At 57.5% G+C, this 18,557-nt stretch carries 17 protein-coding genes and 1 riboswitch; of the genes, 13 read left to right on the top strand and 4 right to left on the bottom strand.

The window, feature by feature from the left end:
* Nucleotides 1-73: 73 nt before the first annotated feature.
* The 11 genes from AC0YNU_RS16355 to AC0YNU_RS16405 all read left to right on the top strand — a co-directional run bounded on the left by AC0YNU_RS16355 (nt 74) and on the right by AC0YNU_RS16405 (nt 12,037).
* A complete protein-coding gene (locus AC0YNU_RS16355) occupies nt 74-937 on the top strand; it encodes a MurR/RpiR family transcriptional regulator (protein ID WP_475758352.1) in 864 nt (287 codons plus the stop codon).
* Nucleotides 938-1,151: 214 nt separating this feature from the next.
* A complete protein-coding gene (gene murQ, locus AC0YNU_RS16360; protein ID WP_475758354.1) occupies nt 1,152-2,066 on the top strand; it encodes an N-acetylmuramic acid 6-phosphate etherase in 915 nt (304 codons plus the stop codon).
* A gap of 52 nt (nt 2,067-2,118) precedes the next feature.
* The gene (locus tag AC0YNU_RS16365; protein ID WP_475758356.1) at nt 2,119-3,564 is read left to right on the top strand and encodes an ABC transporter substrate-binding protein; all 1,446 of its coding nucleotides are present in this window, start codon (nt 2,119-2,121) and stop codon (nt 3,562-3,564) included.
* Between the two features lie 97 nt (nt 3,565-3,661).
* Complete coding sequence (locus AC0YNU_RS16370; protein ID WP_475758358.1) at nt 3,662-4,564, top strand: carbohydrate ABC transporter permease; 903 nt, start codon at nt 3,662-3,664, stop codon at nt 4,562-4,564.
* Between the two features lie 16 nt (nt 4,565-4,580).
* Nucleotides 4,581-5,441 carry a carbohydrate ABC transporter permease gene (locus AC0YNU_RS16375; RefSeq protein WP_475758360.1) on the top strand — a complete coding sequence of 287 codons (861 nt, stop codon included), beginning with the start codon at nt 4,581-4,583 and terminating at the stop codon, nt 5,439-5,441.
* Nucleotide 5,442: 1 nt separating this feature from the next.
* Entirely contained in the window at nt 5,443-6,648 is a 1,206-nt protein-coding gene (locus AC0YNU_RS16380; RefSeq protein WP_475758362.1) for an anhydro-N-acetylmuramic acid kinase, read from the top strand.
* Between the two features lie 64 nt (nt 6,649-6,712).
* Nucleotides 6,713-7,687: an N-acetyltransferase family protein gene (locus AC0YNU_RS16385; protein WP_475758364.1), complete on the top strand. Its 975-nt coding sequence runs from the start codon at nt 6,713-6,715 to the stop codon at nt 7,685-7,687.
* A gap of 3 nt (nt 7,688-7,690) precedes the next feature.
* Complete coding sequence (locus tag AC0YNU_RS16390) at nt 7,691-8,398, top strand: PIG-L deacetylase family protein (protein WP_475758367.1); 708 nt, start codon at nt 7,691-7,693, stop codon at nt 8,396-8,398.
* Nucleotides 8,395-9,534 carry an exo-beta-N-acetylmuramidase NamZ family protein gene (locus AC0YNU_RS16395; RefSeq protein ID WP_475758369.1) on the top strand — a complete coding sequence of 380 codons (1,140 nt, stop codon included), beginning with the start codon at nt 8,395-8,397 and terminating at the stop codon, nt 9,532-9,534. The genes AC0YNU_RS16390 and AC0YNU_RS16395 overlap by 4 nt, the downstream gene beginning before the upstream one ends.
* Nucleotides 9,535-9,552: 18 nt before the next feature.
* Complete coding sequence (locus AC0YNU_RS16400; protein ID WP_475758371.1) at nt 9,553-11,109, top strand: glycoside hydrolase family 3 protein; 1,557 nt, start codon at nt 9,553-9,555, stop codon at nt 11,107-11,109.
* Between the two features lie 16 nt (nt 11,110-11,125).
* Nucleotides 11,126-12,037 carry an N-acetylglucosamine kinase gene (locus tag AC0YNU_RS16405; RefSeq protein WP_475758373.1) on the top strand — a complete coding sequence of 304 codons (912 nt, stop codon included), beginning with the start codon at nt 11,126-11,128 and terminating at the stop codon, nt 12,035-12,037.
* A 200-nt stretch (nt 12,038-12,237) separates the two neighbouring features.
* Here the strand turns inward: AC0YNU_RS16405 and ybaK are convergent, their stop codons facing one another.
* The 4 genes from ybaK to AC0YNU_RS16425 all read right to left on the bottom strand — a co-directional run bounded on the left by ybaK (nt 12,238) and on the right by AC0YNU_RS16425 (nt 15,286).
* Nucleotides 12,238-12,711, bottom strand: coding sequence for a Cys-tRNA(Pro) deacylase (gene ybaK, locus AC0YNU_RS16410; protein ID WP_475758376.1), 474 nt, complete (start codon nt 12,709-12,711; stop codon nt 12,238-12,240).
* Nucleotides 12,712-12,777: 66 nt separating this feature from the next.
* Nucleotides 12,778-13,200, bottom strand: coding sequence for a VOC family protein (locus AC0YNU_RS16415; protein ID WP_475758378.1), 423 nt, complete (start codon nt 13,198-13,200; stop codon nt 12,778-12,780).
* A gap of 4 nt (nt 13,201-13,204) precedes the next feature.
* Entirely contained in the window at nt 13,205-14,497 is a 1,293-nt protein-coding gene (locus AC0YNU_RS16420) for a hypothetical protein (RefSeq protein ID WP_475758380.1), read from the bottom strand.
* A 165-nt stretch (nt 14,498-14,662) separates the two neighbouring features.
* Nucleotides 14,663-15,286, bottom strand: coding sequence for a flavin reductase family protein (locus AC0YNU_RS16425; protein WP_475758382.1), 624 nt, complete (start codon nt 15,284-15,286; stop codon nt 14,663-14,665).
* Between the two features lie 194 nt (nt 15,287-15,480).
* Nucleotides 15,481-15,579, top strand: a riboswitch (purine riboswitch).
* Between the two features lie 74 nt (nt 15,580-15,653).
* Between AC0YNU_RS16425 and AC0YNU_RS16430 the strand changes: the two genes are divergently transcribed.
* Both AC0YNU_RS16430 and AC0YNU_RS16435 read left to right on the top strand, forming a co-directional pair.
* A complete protein-coding gene (locus AC0YNU_RS16430; protein ID WP_475758384.1) occupies nt 15,654-17,060 on the top strand; it encodes an 8-oxoguanine deaminase in 1,407 nt (468 codons plus the stop codon).
* Nucleotides 17,061-17,234: 174 nt separating this feature from the next.
* Nucleotides 17,235-18,014, top strand: a complete 780-nt coding sequence (locus AC0YNU_RS16435; RefSeq protein ID WP_475758386.1) for a hypothetical protein — start codon at nt 17,235-17,237, stop codon at nt 18,012-18,014.
* Nucleotides 18,015-18,557 lie beyond the last annotated feature (543 nt).

Raw genomic sequence — 18,557 nt, forward strand, 5'->3', positions numbered from 1 at the left:
GGTGTAACTATTCCTTGTATTTTAGGGGGAATACCCGTAAGATAATAGTGAATTTGACGAGGGCGGGTCGATAATGGCGATAAACGACAACATTTTGATTAAGATTCGGGACATGAAGGACAGCATGACGCCCGTTGAGAAACTGGTTGCCGATTTTATATTGGAGAATACCGAAGAAGTACCGCATCTCTCGATCAAGAGCCTTGCCCAGATGAGCAAGACGAGCGATGCATCCGTTCTGCGCTTCTGCAAGACGCTCGGTTACGGCGGCTATCGGAGCTTCATCGTCAGCATCTCGGCTTCCCTGGGTTCCAGGGACGAAGAGACGAAGGATCAGTATACCGATATCCAGCCCGGCGACGATCTGTCCATTATTATCTCCAATATAGCGCGCAACAACATGAAGTCCATCGAAGACACGCTCAGCGTCATCGATCGCGATCAAGTGGCGAAGGCCGTGAAGGTGCTGCGCGAGAGCAGCCGAATCATCTTCTTCGGCGTCGGGGCTTCGGGTATCGTCTGCAAGGACGCGGAGCAGAAGTTCAGCCGCATTAATAAGATGTGTCATTCCTATACGGACAGCCACAGCCAGCTGACGGCCGCGACGCTGCTCGGCAAAGGCGACGTGGCGTTCTTCGTCTCCAATTCCGGCGATACGGCGGAGATTCTGGAAACGCTGGAGGTTGCCAAGAAGAACGGGGCGACGACGATTTCCATCACCAAGTATAATAAGAGCGAGCTGGCGGACAAGTCGGATATCCTGCTTAGTATCTCCACGCCCGAGCTCACGATTCGCAGCGGCGCGATGGGTTCGAGAATCGCGATGCTCACCGTCATTGATATGCTGTTCGCCGGCGTAGCGAGCGCCGAGTATCAGAACGTGAAGAAGTTTCTGACGAAGACGCACAATATTCTTGCGGGCAAGCACCGCAAATAAATGGTCATAATACGCAGAGACATGGGCAAGCTACGGCTGAACATGTCTTTTTTTACGCCATTTCCCAAAATAAAAAAACAAATATTAATTTTAGTATAAAATTTTATTTCAGAATCTATTGACGGATCGAGCCGCAGAAGTTTAATATGGGTCTTAGAAAGAATAAGTGTGTTAGATAACCTGACATCACGACATCAAGGGTAGGAGAATGGTTATGAACGAATATTTAGCGGGATTGACTACGGAGGAGATTAACCATGCAACTGGGATGATCGACGAATGCTCCACCGAGGAGATGCTCCGACTCTTAAATCAAGAGGACCAGAAGGTGCCTGCCGCGATCGATGCGGAAATTCCGCAAATCGTGAAAGCGGTTGATATTTTGCATCAAAAACTGAAAAACGGCGGGAGAATGTTCTACATCGGCGCAGGTACGTCCGGCAGGCTCGGCGTGCTCGACGCATCGGAGATTCCGCCAACGTTCGGTACGGATGCAACGCTCGTCCAAGGACATATCGCGGGCGGGGATATCGCATTGCGGGTCGCCGTGGAAGGATTCGAAGACAACGCAGAGGAGGGGGTTGCACTCATTGAACGCTGCGGCATTACAGAGAGAGACGCAGTGGTCGGGATATCGGCAAGCGGCAGCGCAAGCTTCGTCATTGCCGGCTTGAAACGAGCTTCCGAGCTCGGTGCGGCGACGATCGGCGTCGTGCACAATAAGCACTCCAAGCTTGAAGCAGTCTGCGATGTATGCATCGCGCCTGTCGTCGGACCTGAAGTGATCATGGGTTCGACGCGAATGAAGTCGGGTACGGCAACGAAGCTGGTGCTCAACATGCTGTCCACCTGTACGATGGTGAAGCTCGGCAAGACCTACAACAACCTGATGGTCGATCTGAAGGCGAGCAACATTAAGCTGAACGACCGTTCGATCCGGATCATCCAAACCGCTACCGGCGAGGATGCGGAGACGGCGGAGAAATTCTTGAAGCGGGCTTCGATGAATTGCAAACTGGCCATCATGATGATTCTTACCGGATTAGATGATGCGGAAGCAGAACGTGAACTCGAACGAAGCGAAGGCAGCTTGAAGAAAGCGATTCGCAATTGCACCCAAATCGGTTAATGAGCACTGAACAGGACACTATAATGCTGAAATCCTTAAGGAGGATATTCATATGAAGACGAAATCTCGCGTTTTGGCATCCGTATTGGCAATCGGTTTATCCGTTACGACGCTGGCAGCCTGTTCTTCCAACAATAACGATAACGGTTCGAACAACGCCGGCGGCGCTTCGAATGCAGGCAACGCGGCAGGCGCGAAAGACACCATCACGGCGCTGCTGCCCCCTGTATCTCCGACATATCAAGAGAACTTCGATCAAATGGCCAAAGATTTCAATGCGAAATATCCGAACTTGACGCTCAAAATCGAGCCTGCAAGCTGGGAAGACATGACGCAGAAGCTGGACACGCAAGTGAACGCGGGCAGCCCGCCGGATATCGCGTTCATCGGTTCCGACGGCATCTCCAAGTACGTGCAACAAGGCATGCTGATGGATATCAAGGATGCGGCGACGCCGGACATGATCTCCGACTTCGATACGGCGCCGCTTGAATATATGAAGAACGGCGAAGGCATCTACGGCTTCCCGGCTTATATGGAAGCCCATGCGCTGGGCGGCAACAAAGAATTCCTCGAGAAGGCCGGCATCGACTACAAGAACGTGCAGAAGAACGGCTGGACCTACGACGAGTTCCGCGAAGCCATCAAGAAGGGCGTCGTGAAGGAAGGCAGCAAAACGAGCCGTTACGGCTTCGTGTTCGCGACGGCGGGCGTTGCTTCCAAAGACTACTTGGGCGTTCTGGTGAAAGGCGCGGGCATGCCGAACGCGTTCACGACGGACAATAAATATGCATACACGAGCAAAAACTACCTGGAAGTGCTGAAAGGCATCCGCCAACTGATCGACGACGGTTCCATGCCGAAAGAGCTCAGCTCCGTCGATGCGGGCAAACGTTGGAACATGTTCCTGACGGGCCAAACGATGATCACGGGTAAAGGCCTTGCGACGTTCGAGAACTCCGCGAATAAAAACAATGAGAAAATCGACGCAAACGACGGCAGTGCTGTCAAAGGCAGCATCAAAACGGACTATATCGTCCTTCCTGTTCCTTCGTTCGCGGGACAACCGCCGGTAACGACCGTAGCGGTAGACGGCTACGTCACGTTCCGCGGCAAGAAAGAACCATCCGCCGAGCACAAAGCGAACGTCGTGAAAGCGGCTTACTTCCTTGCAAGCGGCAAAGTAGCGGCAACGACGAATAACGACCTGTTCGTAGCCAACATTACGAAATCCGGCAAAACAGCTGCCGAAGGCATGACGACGAACCGTAATCCGGATAACGTTGCTGCCGTGAGCGTGCTTCTCTCCCATGCGGCTCCTGCGCGTCCCGACATCCCGGTCGAGCTCGGCGCGAAAGCGATCAAGCTGGAAGACGAAGTCATCGTTCCGAAGCTGCAGGCGCTCTTGGCCGGCGAAATCTCTCCTGAAGACATGTACGATGCTGTGAAGAAAGCAGCGATCGATACGTTCGGTGAAGACGGCGTCGTCAAGGAGTAATCTTCCCGTTCGGATAGCCTCTTGACTTTGAGGGGCTATCCGAAATCTTTTTTATCACATGGTCATCGATTCGATAGTGGAAAAGAGGTGCTGCCTTATGAATCCATCCAAGAAATCTTTTTTCAGACGCCGGCTAGAGAGCGATAACGGCTGGGGCTATGCCTTTATTGCGGTGGCGCTCGTCGTCTTCGCATTGTTCACCGCTTATCCTGTCGCCAGTGCGTTCATCATCAGCTTTCAAGATTACAAGCCGCTGGGTTCCACGTTCATCGGTTTCGATAATTACACCGAAACGTTCAAGGACGCGCTTTTCTGGAAATCCATTCGCAATACGATTATTTATACGATCCTAACCGTGCCCGTAGCGCTGCTGCTCTCCTTTGCGGTGGCGATTCTCATATTGCCTCTGAAGAAATGGCTGCAAACGTCGTTCAAAGCCGTGTACTATTTGCCCGCGGTAGCTTCCGGGGTGGCCTTGTCGGTCGTATGGCTGTGGATCTTCGATCCGATGGATTCCGGGATCTTCAATAAATTGATCTCGCTCTTCGGCATCAGCAATCAGAACTGGCTGGGCTCCAGCAGCACGGCAATGTTCTCTCTCGTATTCATGGCCTGGCTGTCGAGCCACGGCACGAGCATCATCATCTATCTGGCGGCGCTGCTCGGCATCGACACCAGCTATTACGAAGCGGCTGATTTGGACGGCGCGACCTTCCTGCAGAAGCTGCGGTATATCGTCATTCCTTGCTTGAAGCCGACGACGCTCTTCCTGCTCGTAACCGGCGTCATCGGGTCGTTCCAGGTGTTCCAGAACGCGTATCTGATGACAGGCGGCGGACCGGATAACGCAACGACGATGGTCGGCTTACTGATCTTCAACAATGCATTCAAATATTTCGAGTTCGGCAAAGCGGCTGCCCAATCGCTGCTGCTCGCGGGTTTGATCGCGGTTGTCGCCTTGATTCAATTTAAGTTCTTCGGCAAAGAAGTGGAGTATTAAGGAAGGAGGTTCGCATATGTCGCTGTACAGAAACTACCCGGACCGGAGCAAAGCCAAGCTGCTCCGCAACGGAACGATCATCGGGCTGCTGCTGCTGTTCGCGCTCGCTACGATTTTCCCGATCTACTTCATGGTCATCTCTTCGCTGGGCGACCCGGTCGAAGCAGGCGCGATGAGCTACTCGCTCTGGCCGTCCAAGATTTCGTTCGCTTCTTATAAATTCTTCTTCGATTACAGCGAGTATTCGTTCCGTTGGCTCGGCAATTCGCTGCTCGTCGCCGGAAGCGTCATGATATCGAACGTCATCTTCGCCAGCATGGCGGGCTACGCCTTCTCCAAAATCAGTTTCAGGGGCAGAGCTTTTCTCTTCACGCTGCTGCTGATCGCGATGATGATCCCTTACCAAGTGACGCAGGTACCGCTCTATATTCTGATCGTCAACACGTTCAATCTGCAAAATACGTACACGGCACTTATCGTACCGGGCCTCGTTACGGTCTATAACATCTTCCTATCGAAGCAGTTCATGTCCTCGATCCCGAAGGAAATCATCGAGAGCGCGAAGATGGAAGGCTGCAATCAATTTCAGATTTACTTGCGCATCATCCTCCCGTTGTCCAAAACCGTCCTTGCCGTCATGGCGATTCTGACGTTCATGGACAGCTGGAACACGTTCTTCTGGCCGTTCCTGGTCACGAACACGATGGATATGCAGACGATCCAGGTCGGACTCAAAAACTTCCGGTTCGCGAACACGACGTTCTTCGCGCCGATGATGGCCGGCGCGACGATCTCCGCCCTGCCGATGTTCATTCTGTTCTTCAGCCTGCAGCGTTACTTCCTTGAGGGCGTAACGGTAGGCGCGGTCAAGGGCTGATATGGCGGCGGAAAGCGCGATGGCGCGCAAGGAACGTTACGCCGTCGGACTGATGTCGGGCACGTCCGTCGACGGGATCGACGCGGCGGTGATCCGAATTGCCGGGGACGCGCCCGAGGGAGACGGATTCGCGAACGTGCAGCTGGTTGCCTTCGCGAACACGGCATTCCCCGCTAGGGTACGCGACGAGATATTCGAGCTGTTCGATCCGTCCCGCGCCACGATCGACCGGGTCGGACGGATGAACGTCCGGCTAGGCGAGCTGTACGCGGAGGCTGCCTTGTCGGTGATCGCGTCCGCCGGCTTGAAGCCGGAAGACATTGCGGTCATCGGCTCGCACGGGCAGACGATCTATCATGCGCCCGAAGCGCATGTGGAGGACGGACGCGACCTGCGCTTCACGGTGCAGATCGGGGAAGGCGCGGTTATTGCCGCCAGAACCGGCATTCCGTGCGTGACCGACTTCCGCGTCGCCGACATGGCGGTCGGCGGACAGGGCGCGCCGCTCGTGCCGTTCACGGAATACGGGCTGTTCCGCGAAGCGGACAGAACGCTGCTTCTCCAGAATATCGGCGGCATCGGCAATATTACGGTCCTGCCCGCGGGCTGTACGCCCGAGGAGGTTTATGCGTTCGATACCGGACCCGGGAACATGCTGATCGACGGCGTGGTTACCCGGCTGTACGGCGGGGAGCGGACGATGGATGTCGGCGGCGAGATTGCAAGCGCAGGCAAGGTGGATCGTCAGTTGCTTGAAATCTTGCAAGAAGAAGCGTACTACGCGCTGCCTTTGCCGAAGTCGACGGGCAGAGAGCTGTTCGGTTCCGTCTACGTGGATGAGCTGATGGCGTACCGGGATTCTCACGGGCTGACCGCCGAGGATTTGGTCGCCACCGTTACGATGCTGACGGCCTGGTCGATCGGTGACGCGTATCGCAGATACGTGCAGCCTTCGCATACGGCCGACGTGATGCTCGTCGGGGGCGGGGGAAGTTACAACCCTTCGCTGATCGGGTTCTTGAAGCAAGAGATGGCGCCGATGGGCGTGGAAGTGCTGATCCAGGAGGACATCGGGCAGAGCAGCGACGCGAAGGAAGCGGTGGCGTTCGCGCTATTGGCCGACTATGCGATCGCGCGGCGGGCGAACAATCTGCCGAGCGTCACGGGCGCGGCGCGTCCGGTCGTGATGGGGAAAATTTCTTATTAGCTGCAGCAACTGCTGCCAGTCGAATGACAATCACATACCAATCGAAATGCGAGGTGACGCCCGAATGAGGATCGCCTCTTTCGAGCATCGGTATTTAGATTCCGTTCTCACGTTATGGAACGCCGCGGCGGTCGCGGAGGATTATAAGGAGTTGGACGCGGCAAGCTTCGACCGGATTTTTCTGTCGAATTCGTACTATGATCCGGCCAATGCATTCGTGCTGTTGGACGAGCCCGGCGCGGTGGTGCAGGGATTCGCATGCGGCTGCACGGGAGACGACCTGCCATTAGGCGAAGTTGCCGGCTATATCACCTGCGTCGTGCTGGCGGACGCTTATCGGAATGATGACGCTTACGGCATGATGCTTGGCGCGCTCGAGGCGCGGTTCCGGGAGCTCGGCAAGAAACAGGCGGACGTGCTGTTCTTCAATCCCATGATGCTGCCGTGGTACGTTCCGGGCACGCCGAAGCACGAGCATAACAATGCGCCGGGCGTGCCTGTAGGCAGCCCGTTCCATGCGTATCTGCTGGCGCACGGCTATGCCGAGCGGACGCAGGAATGCGCGATGTACTTAAATCTATCCGACTTCGATTGGCCGGACGAGATGCGGGCCAAGGAAGCGAAGGCGAATGCGGAAGGCTACGCGGTAGAGCTCTTCGATCCGCGGCGGCATGGCGGCATCGAAGCGATGCTGGCCGGCTTCGACAACCCGCTCTGGCAGCGCGAAATCGCGCAGTGCACGGCGGACGGCATTCCGGTCGTCATCGCCGCGAAGGGCGATGAGGCGGTTGGATTCGCCGGACCGGTCATTCGCCAGGACAATGGCCGGGGCTATTTTGCCGGCATCGGGGTGCATCCGGACCACGAGGGACACGGCCTCGGCAGCCTGCTGTTCTTCCGGCTGTGCGAAGCGTTCAAGGCGATCGGCACGGACTATATGTCGTTGTACACGGGGATCAAGAACCCGGCTATTCGGATCTACGAGAAAGCCGGCTTCCGGACAGTCAAACATTTTGCGATCATGCGGAGGGAGTTTTAACGAATGAGCGAGCAGCGATTGACGATTTTGGCGATTGGCGGACATGTAGGAGATGCGGAATTGACGGCAGGCGGCGTGCTGGCGAGCCATGCCCTGAAAGGGGATCGGATCGTCACCTTGGCGCTGACGGCAGGGGAACGGGGCGTTCCGGCGGGCCGCGACATGGCGGACTACCGGGAGCAGAAGGTGCGGGAAGCGGAACAGTTCGCTGCGATGCTCGGCGGCGAAGCGATCGTATTCGAGATTCCGGACGGCGAATTGGAAGACAGCGACGAGATGCGTTACCGGGTATGCGACGTGATCCGCCAAGTGAGGCCGAACGTGATCATCACGCATTTCAAGAACAGCATGCACAAGGACCACATGACGACGCACCGGATCGTGAACGACGCGCGCTTCTTCGCGGGACTCGCTTCCTTCGAGCGGGAGCTGCCGGCCCACTTCGCCTCGAAGCTCTATTACGCGGAGAATTGGGAGGACGCGGTCGACTACAAGCCGTACGTCTACGTCGATTTCAACCACGAGGCCTACGAGCTGTGGGTCAAGGCGGTCTCCACGCATTGGTTCGTGACGGGCAGCAAGTCGTTTCCGTACCTCGAGTACTATAAGCACCTGGCCCGCGTGCGCGGCATCGAAGCGCGGAAGCAATACGCCGAGACGTTCATGGTGCCGGAAGAGACGATGCGCCTGCGCCAGGATTCGCTGCTATGATCCTGAACGGCGTCGATCGGATCGGGCAGCACGCCCGCTTGTTTCAAGGGAAGCGGCTTGGGTTGATTACGTCTCCTACCGGCTTGGACCGTGAGTTCACGCCGACGATTAACATCCTGCATGAACGGTTCCATTTGTCGGCGCTGTTCTCTCCGGAGCACGGCGTTCGCGGGGATCAAGATGCGGGCGGTCTGGTGGAGACCTATACCGATCCGCAGACGGGCGTGCCGGTGTACAGCTTGTATCGCAAAGATTCCAAGCGGCTTACGGCAGAAATGCTGGACGAAGTCGATGCGGTCGTGTACGACATTCAAGATGTCGGCATTCGCTATTATACGTTTATTTATACGATGCTTTATGCGCTCGAGGATTGCGCCAAAGCGGGTAAGGAATTCATCGTGCTCGACCGGTTCAATCCGCTGGACGGCGTCACGGTGGAAGGCAACGTGCTGAAGCCGGGCTACACCTCGTTCGTCGGCAATTATCCATTGGCCGTCCGTTACGGACTGACCGTCGGCGAGTTGGCGAAGATGGCGAACGACGAGATGGGCTGGAACTGCAAGCTGCACGTCGTGCCTTGTGAAGGCTGGGATCGCACCATGCGCTTCCCGGATTTGAATCGCCTCTGGGTGCAGCCTTCGATGGGGATTCCACGGTACGAGACAGCTTTGCTGTACGGAGGTACCTGCTTGTTCGAGGGGACGAACTTGTCCGAAGGCAGGGGAACGACGTTCCCGTTCGAAATCATCGGCGCGCCGTACATCGAACCTCAGCGTCTTGCGGATGAGATGAACGCGAAGAAGCTGCCCGGCGTGATATTCCGTCCCGTGTATTACAAGCCTACGGCTTCGAAGCATCAAGGCGAGCTTTGCGGAGGCGTCCAACTTCACATTACGGATATGCACGCGGTACAGCCCGTCGATACGGGCGTCACGTTATTGTACGCGATCAAGGAGAATTACGAGGCGTTTGCTTGGCTGCCGCCGTTCAAGGAAGGCTCACGGCCGTTCATCGATCTGCTCGGCGGGGACAACCTGTATCGCGCCGATGCCGTGGACGTCCCGGCGATGCTGGCGCGATTCCGCGAGGAAAGCCGGGCGTTCGCGGACAGGAAGCAGCGGTATCATCTGTATTAAGGTAAGGAGAGGGCGAGCATGAAAGGGTTCACGTTACGGAAGAAGATCGGCCAGCTGATCGTGACCGGGTTTCCGGCCGCGGGCATGACCGAAGACTTGAAACGTCTGATCGAGGAATACAAGATCGGGAACATCATTCTGTTCTCGCATAACATTACGAATACATCGCAGCTGCGCGAGCTGTGCAGCGAGCTTCAGCATACGATCACGCAGCATACCGGGCTGCCGGCGCTGATCTCGATCGACCAAGAGGGCGGACGGGTGACGCGGCTTCCGGCCGACGCGACCAACATGCCCGGCGCGATGGCGATTGCCTCGACGGGCCGGCCGGAGAATGCCTATGCCGCTGGCCGAATCACCGCGCGCGAGCTGCGTGCGCTGGGCATTAATTTCAACCTTGCGCCGGTGCTGGATATCAATAACAACAAACACAATCCGGTCATCAACGTCCGTTCCTACGGGGACACGTCCGATACGGTCGAAACATATGGTCTGCAGATGATGCGCGGCCTGATGGATGGCGGCGTGCTGACTTCCGTCAAGCATTTTCCGGGTCACGGCGATACGGCCGTCGATTCGCATCTGGGGCTGCCCGTCATCGACAAATCGCTCGAGCAGCTGATGGAGCTGGAATTGAAGCCGTTCCAGGCGGCAATCGCGGACGGGGCCGAAGGAATCATGAGCTCGCATATCCTCTTCCCGCAGATCGAGACGACAGGGGTTCCGGCCACGATGTCGCGGACGATCGTTACCGACCTGCTGAAGAAGCGGCTCGGCTATGACGGCCTTGTCGTGTCCGACTGCTTGGAGATGGACGCGATCAAGAAGTATTACGGCACGGCCCGCGGCGCGCTGGGCGCGTTGAAAGCCGGCGTCCATCTGGTCTTCGTCAGCCATACGCCTGCGCTGGTCATTGAAGCGGTGGAGCTGATCGAGCAGGCCGTGAATAACGGCGAGCTGCCGATGTCCGTCATTGACGAGGCGCTCGAGCAGGTCGTTTATTATAAGCAGAAGTATGGCGATACCGGCGCATCCGACCTGGACGTCGTCGGCTCCGATGTGCACCTCCGCGCTGCGGCGGCCATCAGCGAGGAGAGCATCTGTCTCGTGCGCGGCGAGCTCGAAACCGTACGCCGAAGCGGCGGCGATACGATCTTCATCGGAAGCTATCCGTATCGGACGGACCAGGCTTCCAGCCAGGCCAAGTCGGGGTTGTCGTTCCCGGCGGCGATGGCGGAAGCGTTCGACGCGCCAAGCGTCATGATCGGCATCGATCCGGATGAGCAGGAGATCGAACGGACATCCAAGCAGGCGGAAGGCTATGCGCATGTCGTGATCGGCCTGTTCAACGGACGCGAGAATGCCGGGCAGTTGAAGCTGGCGAACAAGCTTGCGGCCGGCGGGCACAAGGTGACGGCCGTTGCGCTCGGCAAGCCGTATGACTTGGAGGAGCTTAGCGGCGGCGTCTGCGGCCTGGCCGCTTTCGAATATACGCCGCTTGCGATGGCATCGTTGATCCGCGTGCTGGGCGGCGAGGTTATTCCGACCGGCAAGCTGAGCATCCAGAGCGCATGAGAAGGAGCGGGGACAGATGAGATACGTAGCCGGCTTGGACGGCGGCGGGACGAAGACCGCGGTTACCGTTGCCGATGAACGAGGGCGGCCGATCCATACCTTCGTATCCGGCGCCATCAATTATAACGGGCAGGACGAAGAGAGCATTCGGCTCAGCTTCCGAACGATCATGGCGGAGATCGGCAAGGCGTGCGGAGGCTTGGAGCATTGCGCGCAGATCTGCATCGGCGCGGCCGGCGTCAGCAATCCCGTCGTGCAGGAGCGGCTTACGGCCAATGTCCGGGAGTGCGGCTACGAGGGCGGGCTGCTCATTACGGGCGATCACGAGACCGCCTTGTGCGGCGCGCTCGATAGTCCGGTCGGGATGATTCTGATCGCGGGGACGGGCTCGATCTGCTTCGGCCGTTCCGCGGACGATCGCACGCACCGTACCGGCGGCTGCGGCTATCTGATCGACGACGAGGGAAGCGGCTACAGCATCGGCCGCGACCTGTTGTCGGCGGTCGTAAAAGCGGCTGACGGACGGATTCAACCCACCGTCATCACGGAGCTCGTCTATGCGCGTCTCGGCATGTCGACGGTCCGGGAGTTGATCGGCTTCGCGCATGACAAGAATACCAACAAGAAGGACATCGCGGCATTGGCACCATTGCTCACGACGGCCTGCGATGCCGGTGACGGCGTGGCGCAAGCCATCGTGAAACGCAGCGCGGCCTCCTTGCTGGAGCTCGTCGTTCCGGTCGCCGAGAAGCTGGCCATGCAGGGTGGCCGGCTTGTGCTGGCAGGCAGCGTGCTGCTCAAGAATACGTATGTGCGAAAGGCTTTCGAGACGCTGCTGAAGCGGGAATTCCCTGCGATGCAGTGCGTCGCGGCGCCGGACGACGCCTCGGGCGGCGCGGTGCGGATGGCGCTGCTCGAGCTGGCGTAATCGGCAACCATGTACGATTGTATGACAATTGAAAGACAACAAAGAAGCTGTCGGCTTGCGCCGGCAGCTTCTTTGTCGTGTATTCGGATCAACGGGCAGGCTGACCCGGAGACCTGCGGAACCCCGAACAGCGAGCTCTATTCACTTACCTAATGCAGCTATCCCTGCGTGCCGTCTTCGCGGCGATAGCCGACGCACCGCTACTGCGCAATATCCGCAAGCTGCCCTTCGGAAGCGGCGATCAAGTCGTCTCCCTGCAGGAAGATCTGCAAGCCTCTGCGGCCGGCGCTGATGCTGACGAGCGGCATCGCTTGGATGGACGCATGAAAGTAGAACGGATACCTCTTCTTCATGCCGAGCGGCGAGACGCCTCCGCGGATATAGCCGGTAAGGCCTTGAATGTCTTTGACCGGCACCATCTCGACCTTCTTGTTGCCGCTGACCGCAGCCAGGCTCTTCAGGTTCAGTTCCCGGTCGCCGGGGATGCAGGCGGCGAGGACGCCGGATTTGTCGCCCCGCAGGACGAGCGTTTTGAATAATTGGCCGGGCTGCAAGCCGACTTTGGCCGCTACGGTGTCGACGTCCAAGTGCTCCTCGTCCCACTCGTATTCATGCAGCGTATAAGCAACTTGGAACTTGTCGAGTATGCGGCAGGCGTTTGTTTTAACGGACATGGCGTTCCTCTCTTTCGGTCAGCGGTTGGCTTCTTTTCGGATTGACTACTATGCCAGTCTCCGACCTTACTTCATCCGCTTCGCGATCGGATGATCCTCGTTCAACTGCAGGAGATCCCACAGGTTTCCGTACAGATCCTTGAATACCGCGACCGTGCCGTATGCCTGCTCCGCGGGCTCTCGCACGAATTCGATGCCGCGCTCCACCATATCGTTGTAATCCCGCCAGAAGTCGTCCGTGTTCAGAAACAGGAATACCCTGCCTCCGGCCTGGTTGCCGACGAACGGCTCTTGCTCGGGCTTGGATGCTTTGGCGAGCAGGATGGTCGTGCCGACGGAGCCCGGCGGAGAGACGACGACCCATCGTTTGTCCTGCGCGGGCTGATAGGTGTCCTCGACCAGCGTGAAATGCAGCTTCTTCGTATAAAAGGCGATCGCTTCGTCGTAATCGTCGACGACCAATGCGATGTGAACGATGGATTGAATCATGCGCTCAACTCCTTGGAAAGTTTGGCTGGCCGGAAGCGGCCTCTATGTCCTGCAGGGCGTCGATCATGCGGAGCAGCCGGCTCGTAAGCTTGACGATGTCGGCGTAAGCGGCTGCCGCCAGCTTCTGGCGCTCGGCGATGGCTTTGAGCTTAGCGGCACGCGCTGCCGGGCTCGGTGCGTAATGCTCTGCATCTTCATCGTCTTCATTCATTCCGCCTTCATCGGACAGCACCAGCCTGCCGATCGGTTTGTTCTCCGCGAGCAGCGCATGCATCTCGGCCGTATCCGCCGGGTGAAGCGCACGCCGGGCACCTTTGAGCGGGTTGCTGCCCTGAAGCCGTTCGGAGAGCTCCGTGAGCTCCCAATAGTCCGCGGCCGTAATCGGAGGCGAATGCTCGTCTCCGTCGTCGCGTTCCAGTACGGCGTTCATGCGGGCATAGAGTCGTTGGAACACCGGCAGAGTCTCGTCCAAGCTCAAGCCGGGATCGGGATCCAGCTCGATCAGCAGGTCGACGGTCGATTCCTCGTCGATGCTCGCCTGATAGGTTGTCCTTCGCTCGATCAATGCCTCCGCAATGAGGGGAAGCGAAGGGGAGACAGCCGACTTCACAAGCTCCTGGCGCACCTCTTTCGTTATTTTCCCGTCATAACGCGATCCGTCATCGCCGTCGACGTGGAATGATTTTGCCGAGAGATTCAGCGCAGTCAAGCTGCCTCGGACGCGCAGGAGAACCGAAGTAACCTCGGTTTCATTGATATAGGAATATGCGGATTGCAATTGAAGGAAGCTGAGCTCCGTTACGCGCCGCTCGCCCGCAGCCGTTGCCAGCTCGAAGACGATGGACGAACGAAGCTCGAGCAGCGCCGCCAATAGCTTGCCGTATGCCAGAATCGCCGGGGCATGAAGCTCCCGCAGATGGATTTGTAATGGACCCAAGTCGCTGGTGTCCCGCACAAGCGCAGCCAGCCGAAGAGCTGCTTTCGTGGCAGGCGTAACCCCGAACAGGTCCGCCGTGCCGGAAGAAACGAGCCGAACCGCGTCGTCACTGCTGGCAGATACGCTGAAGGCACAGTCCCTCTGCACGTGGCTTGGTGCTTTCTTCATCGATGCCGTCCAGCGTTCATCGAGCGGATAAACCGCGTTTTTCACCGCTGCGGCCAATTCTTGGTCCGGCAGCAACGGCAGCAATTCCGCCTCCGCGGAGGCGTCGGATAACAGGCAGAAGGTCAAGCCGATCACATCGCGCCCGCCAGCGGCTGCTTCTTCGGCGGCAGCCTTCCAGGTATGCCGTGACAATATCCTCACCTCGGAATGTATACTATCCTCCATTGTATCCTATGCTTTTCGGCGAGGGTACCCCTGATCTTGGGACGAGGCGCGGGGATGAGTCAACGAGGCGGGCGAGCGACCGACCGAGCCATACAAGCCATACAAGCGATATAAGCCATACGAGCAGCCTGACTATTTTACGGCATTCGGTCCGAATACCGGCGCCAGCCTGGAAGCGGATTGCTGCTCGCCGAGGCCGAAGTATTCGCAGAAGTTCATGATCATCGGATTCCATTTCGACGGGTCGACATATTCGGGATGCGCCTCCATCCGCAGACGATCCTCGATATGCACGTTTTCGATCCGCACTTCGATGGCGACGAGGGAGCTCGGTTCCTCGAATGCATGCAGCTTCACGAAAGAAGCCTCTAGATGGACAGGGCATTCTTGAACGCGCGGCGCCCGAACGGCCAGCGACGGAAGCGGGGTCAAGCCGGCGATGCCGAATTTATCGGCTTCATGGCGGTAGCCTCTTGCCGCTTTGGATTCCGGAACCGGATTGCGTCCCGTTAGCAAGGTCAGGCGATCGATCGCGGGGACCAGATCGACGGAGGGGAGATTCAGCACGCATTCGCGTTCGCGGATCAGATTGCGAACGGTCTGCGATTTGCTGCTGAGTCCGAGCATGCAGGATTGATTGAGCCACCAGGCCGAGGACATCGGCGCGAGATTGGGGGTGCCGTCTTCATTGACCGTACTGATCAGCACGACGGAGGTGCCGAAGTAAAGGATTTTGGGGTTGATGATCGTATGCATGGCGATATTCGCATCCCTTCTGCGTTCATTTGCCGATAACTATAGCACAGCCCGAATGCATGCGGCAGGGATCCGGAATGAGACCGCAAGATGGCAAAAGTCCGAGGGATTTCGTTACGGGTAACAATGCCGGAGTCAACGATTCGTTACTCCTGCCAAACTTGCGCGGGAACGATTGACAACGCTTGCCGGGCCTTTCTATACTTGGGATAATTCGTATAACCCCGATAATCGGTTCGGGGGCTCTACTGGGATCCGTAAACATCCTAACTACGAACGTCATGTCCTTCGCGGCATGGCGTTTGTCGTTGGGATTTTTTATTTTCGCGTCGGTTGAAGCGGAAGAAGAGGGAAGGGGATGGAAAGCATGGCTACGCTGCTTATCAAGAACGCGCGCAGCATCGTTACGATGGACGGGGAGCGCAACGTTTACCGGGGAGGGAGCCTGTTCGCGGACGGGCAGGAGATCAAGGCCATCGGCCATGACATTCCGTATGAAACTGCGGATACCGTCATCGATGCCGCAGGCATGATCGTGTATCCCGGGTTGATCAATACGCATCATCATCTCTATCAGACGTTCACGCGCAATATTCCATGGGCGCAGGACGTCGAGCTGTTCGATTGGCTGATCGCGTTGTACGACATTTGGCGCCATATGCGGCCCGAGGATGTTTACTTGAGCGCCATGGTCGGCCTGGGGGAGCTGCTCAAGACGGGCTGCACGACGGCATCGGATCACTTCTACTGCTTTCCGAATGCCGTCAGCGGCGAGCTGATCGACGAGGAGATCCGCGCTGCGTCCGAACTCGGCATCCGTTTCTTCCCGACGCGGGGATCCATGAATCTGGGACGCTCGCAGGGCGGTCTTCCGCCGGATGAAGTGACGCAGACGATGGACGTCATTCTGAAGGATACGCAGCGGGTTATCGAGACGTATCATGACGCATCGAAGTTTTCCATGCTGCGCGTCGGCGTGGCGCCCTGCTCTCCGTTCTCGGTATCCGAGGACCTGCTTCGCGAGTCCGCGATACTGGCCCGAAGCTACGGCGTACGGCTGCACACGCATCTCGCGGAAACGAAGGACGAAGAGGAATTTTGCCTCGCGGCCAAAGGCCTCCGTCCGCTCGCCTACATGGAGAAAACCGGTTGGACGGGGCGGGATGTCTGGTATGCGCACGGCATTCATTTCAACGCGGACGAGATTCGCCGGATGGGGCAGTGCGGCTGCGGCGTCGCCCATTGCCCGAGCAGCAACATGAAGCTTTCCTCCGGCGTATTGCCGCTCATGGAGATGCTGAAGGCGGGCGTGCATGTCGGGCTCGGCGTCGACGGCTCGGCATCCAACGACGCGTCGAATCTGCTTGGCGAGGTGCGGCAGGGATATCTCCTGCACAGGCTGATTTCCGGCAATCAAGGACCTACGGCCGAGGAGAGCATATGGCTCGGCACGGTCGGTTCCTCTCGGGTGCTCGGCTGGGAGGATGCGATCGGCTCGCTGGAAGTCGGCAAAGCGGCGGATCTGTTCATGATCGATTCCCGCAGGCTGGACTACGCAGGCGCGCTCTTCGACGATTCGACGCTGCCGGTCGTGGCAGGCATCGGCCAAAACGTAGACATGACCATCGTCGGCGGGAAAATCGTGGTGAAGGAAGGCCGGCTGGTGAATATCGATGAACGCCGCATCGCCGTCACCGCCCAGTCTGCCGCGGCCCGCATGGTCGAAACGGCGGCGAAGCATGCCGGCGTGAACTACTACAAGCGGCGCCGTTGATGGCGCGGCAGGCGATAAAGCGTCGGTTGAGCGACCGGTGCCGCTTGAGCTCCGATTGTGGAGCAATCTCGATGAATTGACGTTTGAGCGTTCTCCAGCGGCATCTTGAAGCCTCCTAATAGATGCAACATTTTCCAGACGGGCTGCGTAGTACAAGCAAAAGGAGGCGAGGAGATGCTGCTCAGCGCCATTCGCAAATTACCGGGACTGCCGCTGCTCGTCGGGCTGCCCGTCGCCATAGACGGCCTGTCTGCGTTAACGGGCATCCTGATGAACGGCTTTCACGGCAGTCCGCATATCGCGTTCAAGCTTGCGCTCCAAATGGGCCTGCCTTCGGTCAGCGCCGTGACCGAGCAGCGGTTTATGGCGGGCTCCGTGCAGTTAAATGCAGAGGGCGGCATAGCTGCCGGCAGCGCGGCGATCGTGCTGCTCGTGCTGATCGTGTTCCTGCTCGTGCAGGCGTTCTTTCAAGGCGGCTATATCGGACTGCTTCGCGAAGCGGCCCATGAACGTCCGGTAACGATGAGTGTCTTCCGTAAGTACGGCATGCGTTTCTTCGGTCGTTTCCTGCTGCTGAACTTGCTCGTGCTGGCCTTGATGCTGATCGGGGGCGGCTTGGCGATCTATGTCCTGCAAGGCTTCGGCGCCGTCGTCAGCCTGCTTGTTTTCCTTATTCTTCGGGTATGGTTCGTCTACTTGGAATTTACGCTTGTCGCAGAGAACTGCTCGATACGCCAAGCGTTCCCGCGCGCGCTGCGAGCATTCCGCAACCGGACGGGAGTGACGACGAGCCTGATCGTCAAAACGATCATTCTGAACGTGCTGTTCGGGCTGCTGATCAATGCGGTATGGATCTCTTTCTTCTTCTTCTTGCTTTTGTTCTTGTACGACTATATTTTCGCGGGTATGCAGCTTGCGTTCATGGAGGAGTACGAGCGGATCGAGAAGGGATGATTGGTGATCCGGCACTCAGCCGTGCACAAACCTCCCAGTAACCTACTACGCCCGGGAAAAATAACTGCAATTATGCAACTATTTCTCGCAAAATCGACGACTGGAATAAAATAACTGCGATTATGCATCTATTTTGTTGATTTTGTACCGATTGGCTGCTCTTTCATTCGAAATAAGTGCAGATTTGCACTTATGGCGTGAATGAATGGTCAAAAACGAAAAAATAGATGCAGATTTGCATCTATTTCGTCAGCCAAGCGGGCGTACTCCTCGTACGGAGTTACCGTACATGTAACATGTCATGTTTGTGTCGTGTTTGCACGATCAGGAACAGCGGACGAAGCGAGCCGTTCCTATGGGAGGGCCGGCCTGCGTGAATGTTCCCTTGTCCGAATCACAAATAACCGCGCTCGTTTACGCAAGAAAGAGGCAGCCCGTGTCATCGTAAGATGACTATCGGACTGCCTCTTATTTTCCGCACTTCCGCTTACTTCCGCTACTTTCGCGTACTAACCCTTACATTAGCGAACGTTCCCTAATTTT

The sequence above is a fragment of the Paenibacillus sp. J31P316 genome (assembly GCF_056269105.1).